The sequence below is a fragment of the Thalassospira lucentensis genome, assembly GCF_032921865.1.
Taxonomy (GTDB): domain Bacteria; phylum Pseudomonadota; class Alphaproteobacteria; order Rhodospirillales; family Thalassospiraceae; genus Thalassospira; species Thalassospira lucentensis_A.
Map to the genome: position 1 here is coordinate 960,253 of NZ_CP136684.1, position 15,756 is coordinate 976,008.

At 56.5% G+C, this 15,756-nt stretch carries 13 protein-coding genes and 2 riboswitches; of the genes, 8 read left to right on the plus strand and 5 right to left on the minus strand.

The window, feature by feature from the left end; all coding sequences use genetic code 11:
* Position 1 precedes the first annotated feature (1 nt).
* The 3 genes from gcvH to R1T41_RS05105 form a co-directional block, all read right to left on the minus strand.
* Positions 2-373, minus strand: a complete 372-nt coding sequence (gene gcvH / locus R1T41_RS05095) for a glycine cleavage system protein GcvH (protein ID WP_062948384.1) — start codon at positions 371-373, stop codon at positions 2-4.
* 165 nt (positions 374-538) lie between these two features.
* Positions 539-1,651 carry a glycine cleavage system aminomethyltransferase GcvT gene (gcvT, locus tag R1T41_RS05100; RefSeq protein WP_317340382.1) on the minus strand — a complete coding sequence of 371 codons (1,113 nt, stop codon included), beginning with the start codon at positions 1,649-1,651 and terminating at the stop codon, positions 539-541.
* Between the two features lie 57 nt (positions 1,652-1,708).
* Positions 1,709-1,811, minus strand: a riboswitch (glycine riboswitch).
* A gap of 3 nt (positions 1,812-1,814) precedes the next feature.
* Positions 1,815-1,938, minus strand: a riboswitch (glycine riboswitch).
* A 236-nt stretch (positions 1,939-2,174) separates the two neighbouring features.
* Entirely contained in the window at positions 2,175-2,759 is a 585-nt protein-coding gene (locus R1T41_RS05105; RefSeq protein ID WP_317340384.1) for a hypothetical protein, read from the minus strand.
* A gap of 229 nt (positions 2,760-2,988) precedes the next feature.
* On the opposite strand from R1T41_RS05105, the gene ispH reads away from it, so the two are divergent.
* The 5 genes from ispH to R1T41_RS05130 all read left to right on the plus strand — a co-directional run bounded on the left by ispH (position 2,989) and on the right by R1T41_RS05130 (position 8,717).
* Positions 2,989-3,936 carry a 4-hydroxy-3-methylbut-2-enyl diphosphate reductase gene (gene ispH, locus R1T41_RS05110; RefSeq protein WP_062948520.1) on the plus strand — a complete coding sequence of 316 codons (948 nt, stop codon included), beginning with the start codon at positions 2,989-2,991 and terminating at the stop codon, positions 3,934-3,936.
* Positions 3,937-3,968: 32 nt separating this feature from the next.
* The gene (locus R1T41_RS05115; protein ID WP_317340387.1) at positions 3,969-4,943 is read left to right on the plus strand and encodes a homoserine kinase; all 975 of its coding nucleotides are present in this window, start codon (positions 3,969-3,971) and stop codon (positions 4,941-4,943) included.
* 6 nt (positions 4,944-4,949) lie between these two features.
* Positions 4,950-5,393 (plus strand): ribonuclease HI, encoded by a 444-nt coding sequence (rnhA, locus tag R1T41_RS05120; RefSeq protein ID WP_062948394.1) that lies wholly within the window; start codon positions 4,950-4,952, stop codon positions 5,391-5,393.
* Positions 5,394-5,609: 216 nt separating this feature from the next.
* Positions 5,610-8,009 (plus strand): putative bifunctional diguanylate cyclase/phosphodiesterase, encoded by a 2,400-nt coding sequence (locus R1T41_RS05125; protein WP_317340390.1) that lies wholly within the window; start codon positions 5,610-5,612, stop codon positions 8,007-8,009.
* 33 nt (positions 8,010-8,042) lie between these two features.
* Positions 8,043-8,717, plus strand: coding sequence for a DNA-3-methyladenine glycosylase I (locus R1T41_RS05130; RefSeq protein WP_317340392.1), 675 nt, complete (start codon positions 8,043-8,045; stop codon positions 8,715-8,717).
* A gap of 46 nt (positions 8,718-8,763) precedes the next feature.
* Here R1T41_RS05130 and R1T41_RS05135 read toward each other — a convergent pair whose 3' ends face one another.
* Positions 8,764-9,504: an SDR family NAD(P)-dependent oxidoreductase gene (locus R1T41_RS05135; RefSeq protein ID WP_317340394.1), complete on the minus strand. Its 741-nt coding sequence runs from the start codon at positions 9,502-9,504 to the stop codon at positions 8,764-8,766.
* 105 nt (positions 9,505-9,609) lie between these two features.
* Between R1T41_RS05135 and R1T41_RS05140 the strand changes: the two genes are divergently transcribed.
* Positions 9,610-10,230: a TetR/AcrR family transcriptional regulator gene (locus R1T41_RS05140; RefSeq protein WP_317340396.1), complete on the plus strand. Its 621-nt coding sequence runs from the start codon at positions 9,610-9,612 to the stop codon at positions 10,228-10,230.
* A gap of 31 nt (positions 10,231-10,261) precedes the next feature.
* Here R1T41_RS05140 and R1T41_RS05145 read toward each other — a convergent pair whose 3' ends face one another.
* Positions 10,262-12,319 (minus strand): protein meaA, encoded by a 2,058-nt coding sequence (locus R1T41_RS05145; RefSeq protein ID WP_317340398.1) that lies wholly within the window; start codon positions 12,317-12,319, stop codon positions 10,262-10,264.
* A gap of 301 nt (positions 12,320-12,620) precedes the next feature.
* Between R1T41_RS05145 and ccrA the strand changes: the two genes are divergently transcribed.
* Together ccrA and R1T41_RS05155 are read left to right on the plus strand one after the other, a co-directional pair.
* Positions 12,621-13,901 (plus strand): crotonyl-CoA carboxylase/reductase, encoded by a 1,281-nt coding sequence (gene ccrA / locus R1T41_RS05150; protein WP_062948406.1) that lies wholly within the window; start codon positions 12,621-12,623, stop codon positions 13,899-13,901.
* Between the two features lie 154 nt (positions 13,902-14,055).
* Positions 14,056-15,723 carry an acyl-CoA dehydrogenase family protein gene (locus R1T41_RS05155; RefSeq protein WP_317340399.1) on the plus strand — a complete coding sequence of 556 codons (1,668 nt, stop codon included), beginning with the start codon at positions 14,056-14,058 and terminating at the stop codon, positions 15,721-15,723.
* Positions 15,724-15,756 lie beyond the last annotated feature (33 nt).

The following is a 15,756-nucleotide window of genomic DNA, read 5'->3' on the forward strand; positions in this document are numbered from 1 at the left end:
CTTAAAGGCCTTCGACAAAGTCTTTATACGCAGCTTCATCCATCAGCTCATCAAGCTGGGACTCATCGGAAAGTTCCATGCGGAAGAACCAGCCATCGCTTTCCGGGGCTTCGTTCACCAGTGCCGGATTATCATCAAGCTCTTCGTTGGCTTCGACAACGACACCATCAAGCGGCGCATAAACGTCGCTGGCGGCCTTGACCGATTCGACAACTGCCGCATCACCGTCCTTGGTCAGCTTTTTGCCGACTTCCGGCAGTTCGACATACACGATATCGCCAAGCGCCTGCTGGGCATAATCGGTGATGCCGACGGTCGCGACACCGTCTTCATATTCAACCCATTCATGTTCCTGCGAGAATTTTTTAGCCATTGTAATCGTCCCTGTAAGATCAGTTGTCTCTAAAATCTGTGGTCTGTCCGGTCTTCCCGTTTTCCGGGATGTTCCGGTTTTGCGGCTTCCCGGTTGTTCCGGTTGTTCCGCTATTTTTATCCCGGAAGGGCAACGTCGCGCCGCCCGCCCGATCCGTTCTGGCGATCAGCCGCGATAATAACGGTGCGGTGCAAACGGCAGCTCGACGATTTCCGCCGGGCGGGCCTTGCCGCGCACCATCAGATCGACTTTGGTACCCGGGGCGGCAAATTCAATTGCGACATATCCCATCGCAATCGGGCCATCCACGGTCGGGCCGAAACCACCGCTGGTGATTTCGCCAATTTCTTCACCGTCACTGTTCAGGACAGCCGTATGTTCACGTGCTGGTGCCTTGCCTTCGGGCTTGATCCCGACACGTTTGCGATCCGCCCCGTTGGCAAGCTGATCAAGGATGATGTCTGCGCCCTTGAACCCGCCTTCTTCGCGGCGACGCTTGTTGATGATCCAGTTAAGGTCGCCTTCAACCGGGGTGGTCGTGGTGTCGATATCGTTGCCATACAGGCAAAGACCGGCTTCAAGACGCAGCGAATCACGCGCGCCAAGGCCAATCGCCTCGACCTCATCCTCGGCCAACAACTTGCGCGCCAGTTCTTCGGCGCGGTCGTTCGGCACGGAAATCTCGTAACCGTCTTCGCCGGTATAGCCCGACCGGGTGACAAAGCACGCGATACCGGCAATATCGATCTCGGCAAAGCTCATGAATTTCATATCGGCAACCGACGGTGCAAACCGTGCCAGCACGCGGGCGGCATCCGGTCCCTGCAAGGCCATCAATGCGCGGTCATCAATCTCGATCAGCTCCACACCATTATCAAGATTGGCCCGCATATGGACAATGTCATCATCCTTGCACGCGGCATTGATCACCAGAAACAGGCTGTCGCCCGCATTGGTGATCATCAGATCGTCCAAAATCGTGCCATCGTCATTGGTGAATGCGGAATAACGGGTGCGGCCGGGTTTCAGGATCGCGATGTCACCGGGCACAAGCTTTTCAAGCTCGGCCACGCGATGTTCACCGGTCAGGCGGACCTGCCCCATATGCGAAACGTCAAACAGACCGGCCTTCGCACGGGTATGCAGATGTTCGCCCTTCACCCCCAGCGGATATTGCACCGGCATGTCATAACCGGCAAACGGCACCATCTTGGCACCCAGTTCCACATGCAAATCATAAAGGGCGGTTTTCAGCAGTTCGGTTTGATGATCGGCCATCAAGGTCTCCAGACAGGCGTTGCGAAACATAGCCGACCAGTGGCCAACCACGTCCCCCTCTGTCTTGGAGCCTGAAAGAATCACAGCCGGTTTGGACACCGGTCTGCTTACATCTTCGGCGAGGCGCACATCGATTTCTGATGCCGCCTGCTTTCCAGAGTCCCATCTCCCCGCGGTCCGTTTGCCTGAGAGTTTCCGGGGTGGTTGCTCCTTCGGCGTCCGCGCAATCCCTATCGATGCAATCACGCACATCGATCAAGACCGTGGCACTCTCCCACGGGGATCATTTGGGTATGCCCCCTTATACGGATTTGAATCCGACCAGACCAGCCCCAAAAATCATATCCTTTCGACCCCACCCATTGGTATGAGGATTAAAAGCCCTTTTTTGGCTCCTCCGGCAAATGTCCATTATTTTGTATGAGGATTACCGGAAACGAACTTTTGTCCAAAAACGAAAATCCCGCCACGCGATGCGGGCGGGATTTGATTACTCACTAAAAATGAATAATAGGCCGGATTATTAATTTTTTCCGAAGCGTCGATTGTAATCAAGCTGGTCAGCACTCAGCTGGAAACCAAGGTAAATCTCGTAATCCGGACCGGCCCAGACATCGTCCAGCGGCACGTTCAGGGTCACCTGCTCGTCACGATACCGCGCCAGGTTCAAATTGCTCGGAAAGACCATGTCGACATCAAACAGATTCTTCTGGATGAACTCGCCGGACGGGTCCTTAAGGGCTACGAAATACTGGAGTTTTGCGTTGCGCCCCTGTGCTGCCGGGCCCAGTTCGGCATTGATGATCGGGCTGATGACAACGTTCAGAACCTTGTCATCAAGGTCATAGCCGCAATCGCCCAGATATCCGCCAAATTCGGCTTCAAGGATCACATCGGTCAGATCCCTGCCCTGACCGTTGAACTGCACCAGACGGGCGGTATCATTGGGCAAAAAGGCCCGCGGGCATGCCGGGACCGGCTGCTCTTCGAACGTGCCACACGCCGCCAGGAAACCGGCAAACGACACCAAACCCAATGCACAAATACGCCGCAGTCCGTTCGCAATCGTCATCCAAGCCTCTATAGAACTGGTCAAATCCGCTGTCATGCCCGATCCGGGCACAGCCGCGCGCAGTCTATTCGCTCCGATATGGCGACACAACCCGCTTCCGTTTGAAATCAGTGCATTCACAACAATTGCCACCAATACATGCATCCACATCCATCTTTGCATGGTGTCTGTCATTGCACGTCCGGTGCTGGCGGGTTATGTAACGAAGACATTTGAATAACCGTGCCATCGCATGGCACGCATCATGAACATTCGGACCCGTATCATGTCTGACAAAGCCGACCTTCGGATCATTCTTGCCAACCCGCGCGGTTTCTGTGCCGGGGTGGATCGTGCGATCGAGATCGTCGAAAAGGCGCTGGTGAAGTACGGCGCGCCGGTCTATGTCCGCCACGAAATCGTCCACAACAAATTCGTGGTCGACCGCCTGCGCGACATGGGGGCTGTTTTTGTCGATGAACTTGATAAGGTTCCCGACGGAGTTCCGGTGATCTTTTCCGCCCACGGGGTGCCGAAATCGGTCCCCGAAACCGCCGAAAGCCGCAAGCTTGAATATCTTGATGCGACCTGCCCGCTGGTCTCCAAGGTCCATCGCGGGGCGGAACGCCACCATGCCGATGGCAAACATATCCTTCTGATCGGTCATGCCGGCCATCCCGAGGTGATCGGCACCATGGGCCAGTTGCCACCGGGCAGCATGACCCTGATCGAAACCGAAGAAGACGCCGAAAACCTGCAGGTCGAAAACCCGGAAAACCTTGCCTTCGTGACCCAGACCACCCTGTCGCTGGACGATACGGCAAGGATCATCTCGATCCTGCAAAGCCGTTTTCCGGCAATCGAGGTCCCGAAGAAAGAAGACATCTGCTATGCGACCACCAACCGCCAGCACGCGGTCAAGCTGATCGCAACCGATGCCGATGCCATTCTGGTGCTGGGCGCGCCGAACTCGTCAAACTCGAACCGTCTGGTCGAAGTCGCGAAACGCGAAGGATGCGACCGCTCGGTTCTGGTCGAACGTGCCAAGGACATCGACTGGTCCAAGCTTGAAGGCATTTCGACCCTTGGCATTACCGCCGGTGCCTCCGCCCCGGAAATCCTGGTCGAGGAAGTCATTGATGCCTGTCGCGAACGTTATAACGTCACGGTCGAAACCCTGACTTTGACCAACGAAAACGTCACCTTCAAGCTGCCCCGACAGCTTGCCAGCTAACCCAGCTCTGATCCAGGAAATCCGGACATCACATGGCCGTCTATACCGACGTTTCTGACGAAGATATCGCCCGTTTTGTTGCCGAATACGATATCGGCAATGTGATTTCGTTCAAAGGCATCGCCGAGGGTGTCGAAAACACCAATTTCCTGCTTCAGACCGATCAGGCATCCTTTATCCTGACCCTGTATGAAAAGCGCGTGAACCCCGATGATCTGCCGTTCTATCTGGGTCTGATGGATCATCTGTCGGCCAAGGGGCTGAACTGCCCGACGCCAATCCACGGCAGGGATGGGGTTGCGTTGCGCCGTCTTTGCGGACGTCCGGCCGCCATCACATCCTTCCTGAACGGCATGTCGCCACGCCGGATCATGCCCCATCACTGCACAGGTCTTGGTACCGCGCTGGCGCAATTGCATACCGCCGGTCAGGATTTCGACATGTATCTTGGCAATGCGCTGAGTGTGAAGGGCTGGCGCCCGCTGTTTGAAAGCTGCCGTGCCGATGCCGATGGCGTTCAGCCCGGCCTTGAAAAGCTGATCGAGGACGAGCTGGCCTTTCTTGAAGCCAACTGGCCCCATCAATTGCCCGCAGGCGTCATCCATGCCGATCTGTTCCCGGACAATGTGTTTTTCTTCCCCGGAAAGGACGATGTATCCGGCCTGATCGATTTCTATTTCGCGTGCAATGATCTGCTGGCCTATGACATTGCGATCTGCATGAACGCCTGGTGCTTCGAACCCGATAACAGCTTTAACGTCACCAAGGCGCGCAACCTTCTGTCAAGCTACGGCAAGGTGCGCACCTTGTCCGATGACGAACTGGCGGCCCTTCCGATCCTTGCGCGCGGGGCATCTTTACGGTTCCTTCTGACCCGTCTTTATGACTGGATCAATACGCCCAAGGATGCGCTGGTTACGCCGAAAAATCCGCGCGAATACATCAATAAACTGCGTTTCCATCAGCGCATCGACAGTGCCGGCGCCTATGGCCTGGGCGAGGAATAGGATCTAATGACGGCAACCGAAGACAACCGCGTCGAGATTTACACAGACGGCGCGTGCAGCGGCAATCCCGGTCCCGGCGGCTGGGGCGCAATCCTGCGATTTCGCGGGGTGGAAAAGGAAATGTCGGGCGGTGATCCCGAAACCACCAATAACCGTATGGAAATGATGGCTGCGATCAGTGCGCTTGAAGCATTGAAACGCCCCTGCATCGTCGACATTTATACCGACAGCAGCTATGTCCGGGACGGAATTACCAAGTGGATTTGGGGATGGCAGAAACGCGGATGGAAGACCGCAGACAAGAAACCGGTCAAGAATGTCGAGCTATGGCAACGGCTTCTGGATGCCCTGAAACCTCATAAAGTTGAATGGCACTGGGTCAAAGGACATGCCGGGCACCCCGAAAACGAACGGTGCGACGAGCTCGCACGACAGGCCGTACCAAAATAAACTTGGCCGACAAGTCCTTGAAGCTGCTGGACTTCGATCCAAAATAGATGGACCGGGACAGTTTTTGTGAACGCTATATGAAAAAAATGAAATCAAACTTGCTTTTGGGCTGACTTCCGGATTGAGTATGACAGTCTTAGGGGTATTGGAGCCCACCCGAAGGTCGAGTATGGTTGCCATTAACTAATCGATAGTGGGTGCCGAGGAGAAATACGCTTGTCGCGCGGATCGTACGGCTTTTTACAACGGAAGTCGCTTAGCAGCCGATTGCTTTTTATCGCGCTGCCGCTGGTTTCCTTGTTCTCCCTCGCCCTGTTCGTTGTCTTCGGATACGTCAGTTATACTGTGCTGCGCGACGATCTGACGGAAAAAATCGAACAGACGGCCGATATCAATGCTCGCGTTCTGGCAACACCTTTCTGGTATCTGGATGTCGACAATATTGAATCAGCCCTGAACGCCATGAGCCGCGATCGCGATATCGTCGCGGTGCAGGCATTGGGGGCTGATGGCACCGAATTTGCCCATACCGGCGTATCCCAGTCCGAACTGAACGACACCCTTCGCCTGTCGCGTCGCGTGTTCTTTGAACGCAACAATGTGCGCCATGATGTCGGCGAACTTGTGATCTTCTTCACAGAAGCCCGCGTTCAGGATCTGCTGTTCCGCCGGATCGTGATCGACATGATCCTGTTCGGCCTGCTGATTGCGGTTGTCGCCGCAAGCCTCCTGATCGCGAACAAGCGTTCGATCAAGGAACCGCTGAACCGGCTTTTGCATTCCATCCGCATGACCAAACATGGCCGGCTCCGCCGCCCGGTGGAATGGAACAGTTCGGATGAACTTGGCCTTCTGATCCGCGAATATAACGAAATGGTCGCCCTGCAGGGGCAGGCACAGGAAGAAGCCCAGCGCAAACAGGCCCTTCTGGAAGCCACCCTTCACAATATCGGCCAGGGGATATGCCTGTTCGATCAGGACCTGAACCTGATGGTCTGGAACGAACGCTATATCGAATTGCTCAACCTGCCGCGCGATCTGGTCAAGGAAGGCACGCCGCTTTCCGATATTCTGCGCTATAATGCCGAACGCGGCGAATATGGCGATGTCAGCATTCAGGCCCTGATTTCCGACCGTGTCGCGATTGCGCGCCGTCGCGAACCCTATCGCATGGAACGTACCCGCCCGAATGGCCGTGTGGTTCAGGTGGACCATAACCCGATGCCCGGCGGCGGTTACGTCGCGACCTATACCGACATTACCGAACGCAAACAGACCGAAGCCCGCATGCGCCATCTGGCTGTCCATGACGTGCTGACCAGCCTGCCGAACCGCACCCTGTTCCTGGATCGCCTGCGTCAGGCATTGCTGTCCGCCCGCCGGTTCCAGCGCGGGGTCACGGTCCTGTTTGTCGATCTTGACCGGTTCAAGGACATCAATGATCACTTTGGCCATGATGTCGGCGATCTGATGATCCAGGAAATGGGGCAGCGCCTGTCGCGGATCATCCGTGATTCCGATACCGCCGCCCGTCTTGGCGGCGACGAATTCGCGATCATCCAGACCGACGTTCAGAATATCGAAGACACCATCGCCCTTGCCCAGCGCATCATCGACGAGCTTTCGCAACCGTTCGATTGCCGTGGCATCCGCCTGCATTCGACCGCCAGTGTCGGCATCACCCTGTTCCCCGAAGACGGCGAAAACCCCGAACAGCTTGTCAAAAACGCTGATATGGCGATGTATGCCGCCAAGGCCGAAGGCCGCAACAATTACCGCTTCTTCCTGCCGTCGATGCATGAACGGGTCAAGGAACGCAAAACGATCGAAGAAGACCTGCGCAACGCGCTGGAATATGACCAGCTTGAACTTTACTATCAGCCGAAAATCGACTGCCGCACCGAAAAGGTCGTCGGGGCCGAGGCGCTGGTGCGCTGGCACCACCCGGATCGCGGCATGATCCTGCCGGGCGAGTTTATTTCGGTGGCCGAGGAATGCGGCCTGATCAATCGGCTGGGTGCATGGGTTCTGAACAAGGCCTGCAAACAGACGCAAATCTGGCGCGAAACCACCTTGCCGGGGCTTCGTATTGCGGTAAACCTGTCCCCGGCACAGTTCCAGGATGCCGAACTGGTCAGTTCCGTCACCCAGATCATGGATCAGACCCGCCTGCCCGATGGCACGCTGGAACTCGAAATCACGGAATTGATCCTGATGAACAACCCGGAAAAAGCCGTTTCGACCTTGAACGAGCTTAAAGGCCTAGGCGTGCGGATCGCGATTGACGATTTCGGTACCGGCTATTCATCGCTGAACTATCTGAAACGTTTCCCGGTTTCCTCGATCAAGATCGACCGGTCGTTTGTCAACGACATCCATGTCGATATGGATGACAAGGCGATTGTCGATGCGGTGATCGGATTGGGCCACAGCCTTAACCTTGAAGTCGTCGCCGAAGGCGTTGAAGAAGTCGAACAGCACGAATATCTGCGTGACAAGGGATGCGACTTCATTCAGGGCTTCCTGTTTGCCAAACCGTTGCCCGCCGCAACCTTTGAAAACTGGGTTCTTGAACGCCACGGCCGCCAGACGGCACGGATTGCCGTCAAGAATTGACCGGGCTTTAAGGCTTCAGGCAGGGATTGCGACATGGCGTTGCGTTCATTCACCGACATCATCACCGAAACGGCGGCTCTCAAGGGTGGCATGGATGCCATCAATGCCCGGCTGATCACGCCCAAGACCCCCGATGAAATCCGCAAAATCCCGTCGGACCGGTGGCTTTCGGCCATGACGATGTGCGTGTTTCAGGCGGGGTTTAGCTGGAAGGTGATTGAAAACAAATGGCCGAATTTCGAAACCGCCTATGACGGATTCGATATCAGCCGCTGGTCGATGATGCATGACGAGGACATTGATCGCCTGATGGCAACCGACGGGCTTGTCGCCCATGCACCGAAAATCAAGGCCGTTGGCCCGAACGCCCATTTCCTGTGCCAGATCGAAGAAGATTACGGCACCGTCGGCGCATGGTTCGCCGATTGGCAGATTGCCGATTACTGCGACAATCTGCGCATCGTTCAAAAAGGCGGTTCGCGCCTTGGCGGCAAAACCGGGCAGATGTTCCTGCGCCGGATGGGGGTCGATACGCTGGTCTTTTCCAACGATGTGATCAAGGCCCTTGGCCGTGAAGGCGTGGTTTCGAAAATGCCATCATCGGGCAAGGATTTTGCTGCCGTTCAGGACGCGATTAACCAATGGCACGGTGAAACCGGTCGCCCCCTGACGCAGATCAGCCAGATACTGGCGCTATCGGTGGGCTGAGATATCCAGCCCACCGACCTGCAAATTCCAGACAAGAGCCGTTCGATCAGGCATTCACCCCGCTATCGACCGTGAATTCCGAACCGGTGACGACCTTTGCCTCCGGCCCGGCAAGCCATGCGACAAGACCGGCCGTGTCATTAGCGTCGCTATATTGCGAGATCGCCATGCGGCTGCGCTGGGCATCGGACATTTCGCCGTCTACCGGATTCATATCGGTTTCGGTTGACCCCGGATGAATGACATTGGCGGTGATTTTCCGTGGCCCCAGATCACGGGCAATCCCACGGGTAAAGCCCGATAGCGCGGATTTCGACATGGCATAAAGGCTAAATCCCGGCCAAAGCACGCGATGCGCCAAATTGCTGCCGGTCGTGATGATCCGGCCCCCATCGGGCATATGGGCCAGTGCTGCCTTGGTCGCGACAAAGACGGCCCGGACATTGACATCGACCGTCCGGTCAAACTGTTCGATGCTTAATTCATCGACCGGTGCCATTTCGATAATCCCGGCATTATTGACCAGAATATCGATCCTGCCGAATTTCGCGGCAGCTTCGTTAATCGCCGCTTCGACTTCCTGTGCTTTGCGATTATCGGCCTTGATCGCCAACGCCACACCACCCGCAGCCTCGATTTCACCAACCACATCACGGGCGCGGTCCGGCGCACTGACATAGGTGATGGCGACTTTGGCACCTTCACGCGCCAGACGTTTTGCGATGGCGGCACCGATTCCACGGCTGCCGCCGGTAACGAATGCGACCTTTCCTGCAAGGTTCTGCATGATGAACTCCATTTATGTAATGATCACTACATAATTCGTGACAGGCTTGCATTTCTCCGTCAAGTGATTTATTTAGTGATCGTTACATAATTAGATGAGCACAAAATGGCGCCACGCGGAAGACCACGCGCATTCGACCGGGACGACGCCCTGAACAAGGCCCTGGCCCTGTTCTGGGAACGGGGATATGACAACACGTCCATGGCCGATCTGAGTGCGGCCATGGCCCTCAGCCCGCCCAGCATCTATGCCGCCTTTGGCGGCAAGGAAACGCTGTTTGACGAGGTCATAACACATTACGCCACGCATTATGGTACATCGATCTGGGGAAATCTGGACCGGTTCAAACTGGCACGGGAGGCGACACAGCATGTCCTGATCGCGTCCGCCAATGCCTTTACCCGCGATGATACACCGCATGGCTGTCTGGTTGTTCTGGCCGCACCACAGGCGGAATCAAACCACGCAACCGTCAATCAGACCCTGCGCGGCCATCGTCGCAAGGTGACGGAAATCCTGAAAAACCTGTATGAAGCAGGCTTGGATCGCGGCGATATCCCGCGCGGTACGAATATCGATAAAATGGCGAACTATTACGCGACCGTGCAGCATGGCATGTCGATCCAGGCCCGCGATGGCGCAACCCGTGACGAACTGATCGCCGTTGCCGAGGCCGCAATGGCAACCTGGCCAAGCCTGATCAGCACACCGCCGGTCAAAGCCTGAAACCCGCCCCCATGAAAATCAATCGATACCATCAATAGATCGCGGTTCCGGCCCCTTCCGGCTTGCCCTCAACCTTACGCGGGGCCGGATGTTCGGTTGATTTGCGATCCACCAGATCGACAATTTCGGAAATCACCCGGACCAGTTGGTAATCCTTGGGCGTATAAACCGCCGACACCCCCATCTGACGCAGGACAAGCATATCCGCATCCGGGATGATGCCGCCAACGACGACGGGAATATGCCCCGCCCCGTGGGCGCGCAATCCATTCACAACCTCGCGCACCAGCGGCACATGCGACCCTGACAGGATTGAAAGCCCGATCACATGCGCGCCTTCGTCGATGGCATTGCGCACCAGTTCATCGGGCGTCCAGCGAATGCCGTCATAAAGCACCTTGATCCCGGCATCGCCCGCCTTGACCGCAATCTGCTCCGCCCCGTTGGAATGGCCGTCCAGCCCCGGCTTGCCGACCAGCATTTTCATCCGTTCGCCAAGCTTTTCGGAAACTTCATCCACGCGACTGCGCAGTTTTTTGATGTCTTCTTCATCCCCGGTCACGATCATCGATGTGATGCCGGTCGGCGCACGGTATTCGCCAAACACCTGACGCAGCGTTTCGGACCATTCCCCGGTCGTGACCCCGGCATGAGCGCACGCAATCGAACTTTCCATGATGTTGCGGTCTTCGCGGGCGGCAGCTTCAAGATCGGCAAGGCTTCTGGCAACAGCCACCTGATCCCGGCCGGATCGCCATTCTTTCAGTTTTTCGATCTGTTCCTGTTCGGCCATGTCATCGACCGTCAGGATTGATTTATCCCCCGATGTCAAGGGCGATGCTTCGGTTTCGGTATAGGCATTCACACCGATCACCTTGGTCAGCCCGGTTTCGATATCGGCCAGACGGCGCGCATTGGATCGCACCAGTTCCTGCTTCATATAACCGCGATCCACCGCCGTAATCGCCCCGCCCATCTCATCGATTTTCGCCAGTTCCGCACGCGCCCCTTCCTTAAGCAAACCGACCTTGCGTTCAATCGCCGGATTGCCGTCAAACAGGTCGTCATATTCCAGAAGATCGGTTTCATAGGCCATGATCTGTTGCAGGCGCAGCGACCATTGCTGATCCCATGGGCGCGGCAGACCAAGGGCCTCGTTCCACGCCGGAAGCTGCACGGCACGCGCACGGGCATTTTTCGACAGCACCACGGCGAGCATTTCGATCAGGATGCGATAGACATTGTTTTCAGGCTGCTGTTCGGTCAGACCAAGCGAGTTGACCTGCACGCCATAGCGGAACCGGCGATATTTTTCGTCAGCGATGCCATAACGTTCCCGCGTGATTTCATCCCACAATTCGCAAAATGCCCGCATCTTGCAAATCTCGGTCACAAACCGGATGCCGGCATTCACGAAAAATGAAATGCGCCCGACAACCTTGGCAAAATCTTCTTCGGGCACCTGACCGGATGCCTTGACCGCATCAAGCACGGCAATCGCGGTCGCCAGCGCATAGGCCAGTTCCTGTTCCGCGGTCGCCCCGGCTTCCTGCAAATGGTACGAGCACACATTCATCGGATTCCATTTCGGCACCTCGCGATAGGTAAAGGCCGCAACATCGGTAATCAGTTTCAGACTGGGTGCGGGCGGAAAGATATAGGTCCCGCGTGACAGATATTCCTTGATGATGTCGTTCTGGGTCGTCCCCTGCAGGCTGTCGCGCGGCGTTCCCTGTTTTTCGGCAACGGCAATATATAACGACAGCAACCATGCCGCCGGGGCGTTGATCGTCATGGATGTGTTCATCTGATCAAGCGGAATGCCGTCAAACAGGGTCATCATGTCGCCCAGATGCGATACCGGCACGCCGACCTTGCCGACCTCACCGCGCGCCAGAATATGGTCCGAATCGTAGCCGGTCTGGGTCGGCAGATCGAACGCCACCGACAGCCCCGTCTGCCCCTTTGCCAGATTCTGGCGATACAGCGCGTTCGATGCGCTGGCCGAACTGTGCCCGGCATAAGTCCGGATCAGCCACGGGCGATCGCGTTCCGACTTTGCTGCACTGCGTTGACTTTCCATCGACATGCCGACCTCGCGTATCTTTATTACCCAAAAGCTTTTTGTTTATTACAAGGAAACGTTATTAAATTACCTACTGGACATCAGTTGGATAATTATATAACAATTTGTGCAACGCGATAAAAGCGAAAACTAAGAAAGCATTCGGGAACCCCAACCGGAAACCAAGGGAAACCGGTGCATTTCAGGGAAAATATCACAAAATCCGTGGCTTGGAGGATTCGTCGACCGCAGCGCAACACAGGATAATTTTATTACCATCCTTTTACAGCGCGATTCGGATCGACCCGAACAAGGAGTGAAGGCCATGAATACGACTGCTGAAGTTCTGCCGTTCCGTGGTGGTCATGAAGAAAAAGACCTGTATGAAATCGGCGAGATTCCACCACTGGGCCATGTGCCAAAGAATATGTATGGCTGGGCCATTCGCCGCGAACGCCACGGCGAACCTGATACCGCCATGCAATGCGAAGTCCTGCCGGTCATTCAGCCCGACAGTCACGAGGTCCTCGTCCTCGTGATGGCGGCGGGTGTGAACTATAATGGTGTATGGGCGTCGCTCGGCAAGCCGATCTCGGTCTTTGACGTGCATGACCTGCCCTATCATATCGCGGGATCGGATGCGTCGGGCATTGTCTGGGCGGTCGGGTCAAAGGTCACGCGCTGGAAAGTCGGCGATGAAGTCGTTATTCACTGCAATCAGGATGACGGCGATGACGAGGAATGCAACGGCGGTGACCCGATGCTGTCCCCCACCCAGCGCATCTGGGGTTACGAGACACCGGACGGATCATTCGCGCAATTCACCTGTGTTCAGGCCCAGCAGCTTATGCCGCGCCCCAAACACCTGACCTGGGAAGAAAGTGCGTGCTACACGCTGACCCTTGCCACCGCATACCGCATGCTGTTTGGCCATCGCCCGCATATCCTGCGCCCCGGTCACAATGTTCTGGTGTGGGGGGCGTCGGGCGGCCTTGGATCGATGGCGATCCAGCTGATCACCACGGCGGGTGCCAATGCCATTGGCGTGATTTCCGATGAAAGCAAACGCGATTTCGTGCTCGGCCTTGGTGCCAAGGCCGTGATCAATCGCAAGGATTTCAATTGCTGGGGCCAGTTGCCAACCGTAAATGGCCCGGAATTTGGCGACTATATGAAAGAAGTCCGCAAATTCGGCAAGGCGATCTGGGACATCACCGGCAAGGGCAATGACGTTGATATTGTCTTTGAACATCCGGGCGAACAGACCTTCCCCGTATCGTGCAACGTGGTCAAACGCGGCGGGATGGTTGTTTTCTGTGCCGGGACGACGGGCTTTAACCTGACATTCGATGCGCGCTTTGTCTGGATGCGTCAGAAACGTATTCAGGGCAGCCATTTCGCCAACCTGAAACAGGCAGCCCAGGCCAACAAGCTTGTGATTGAACGGCGCATTGATCCCAGCATGTCCGAAGTACTTGGCTGGGACGATATTCCGCGCGCACATATGAAAATGATGCGCAACGAACACAAACCCGGAAACATGGCCGTTCTGGTTCAGGCCAAACGTCCGGGCATGCGAACCCTTGAAGAAGCAGTCGACGCCTAAGCCCACATAAAGCGTCGACTGACCGTTGGTGGCCCTGATGCGTTCTCGCCCGATCCGCATCGGGGCTGCCACTTTTCAATCCTTGCCGAACCGGCATGACAACAATGATAGTCTGCTTCATGCACCAGATGGACCGAACCCGAGGATCAGACCAATGAGCGATAAAGCCCTGCTGCCCGAACTGACCCGGCTTTGCGACGATGCGCTGGCGGCCCTTGCCCCGGTGCATCAGGCCGCCGAAACCGCGATGCGCGAAATCGTGACGGTAGATGGCAAAATCGATGCGAGCGCACTGGATGAAAACCAGTATGCCGCCCACGGCTTTGCATGGTTTTCAACCTATGTCACCGCGTTAAAGCAGATGAAGGCATGGGCGGATCGGCTTACGACACAGGGAAAGTTCGGAACGCTTGAACAATTGATCCTTCAGGCGGCGTTTGGCGAATATCTGGCACAGATTCAGGGCGGCATTGCGATGTCGCAGGGCGAGTTCATCCGTCTTTCAACCCTTGGCGTCCCGGGCGATGTGATTGCTGCCCTTGGCGATAGCCGCGCGGTTGCGACCCTGACCGGCATGGGCAACAGCGACGCCACCCGACGCGCCATTGCCGATCAGATCAAGGACAGCCTTGATACCGGCCGCTTTGGCGAAACCGGGCTTGAAGACGAAACCCTTGATATGGTCCGGGACCAGTTCCGGCGCTTTGTCGATGAAAAGGTCAGCCCGCATGCCCATGGCTGGCACGAACGCGATGAACTGATCCCGATTGAAATTATCAACGAAATGTCCGAACTGGGCGTTTTCGGCCTGACCATCCCCGAAGAATTCGGCGGGCTTGGCATGGGCAAAACCGCGATGTGCGTCGTGACAGAAGAACTCTCGCGCGGCTATATCGGGATCGGCTCGCTTGGCACACGGTCGGAAATTGCCGCCGAACTGATCCGCCTTGGCGGGACGGATGCGCAAAAGGAACATTACCTGCCGAAACTGGCATCGGGTGAAATCCTGCCAACCGCGGTCTTTACCGAACCCAATAACGGATCGGATCTGGCGCGCCTGCGCACGCGTGCGATCAAGGATGGCGATACCTATAAGGTCACCGGCAACAAGACATGGATCACCCATGCCGCCCGATCCGACCTGATGACGCTTCTGGCGCGCACCAACCCCGATGAAACCGGGTATCGCGGGCTTTCCATGCTGCTGGCCGAAAAGCCGCGCGGCACGGAAACTGATCCGTTCCCGGCCAAGGGCATGAGCGGCGGCGAGATCGAGGTGCTTGGCTATCGCGGCATGAAGGAATACGAACTGTCGTTTGACGGGTTCGAGGTTCCCGCCGAAAACCTTCTGGGCGGCGATGAAGGTCAGGGCTTCAAGCAACTGATGGCGACCTTTGAATCTGCCCGCATCCAGACCGCTGCCCGTGCGGTGGGTGTCGCCCAGAACGCGCTTGAAATCGGCATGCGCTATGCGCAGGACCGCATCCAGTTTTCCAATCCGCTTTACAGCTTCCCGCGGGTTTACGGCAAAATCGCCTGGATGGTGGTTGAAACCATGATCGCCCGTCAGTTGACCTATTTTTCCGCCATCGAAAAAGATCAGGATATCCGCTGCGATATCGAGGCCGGCATGGCAAAGCTTCTGGGCGCACGCGTCGCATGGTCCAACGCCGATAATGCGCTGCAAATCCACGGTGGCAATGGCTACGCGCTTGAATACCAGATCAGCCGCGTCCTGTGCGATGCCCGCATCCTGAACATTTTCGAAGGGGCGGCCGAAATTCAGGCGCAGGTCGTGACCCGCGGCCTTCTGGGCCGATAGACGGGGCCGCTGCCCGAACGTCTCGCTTAGTTC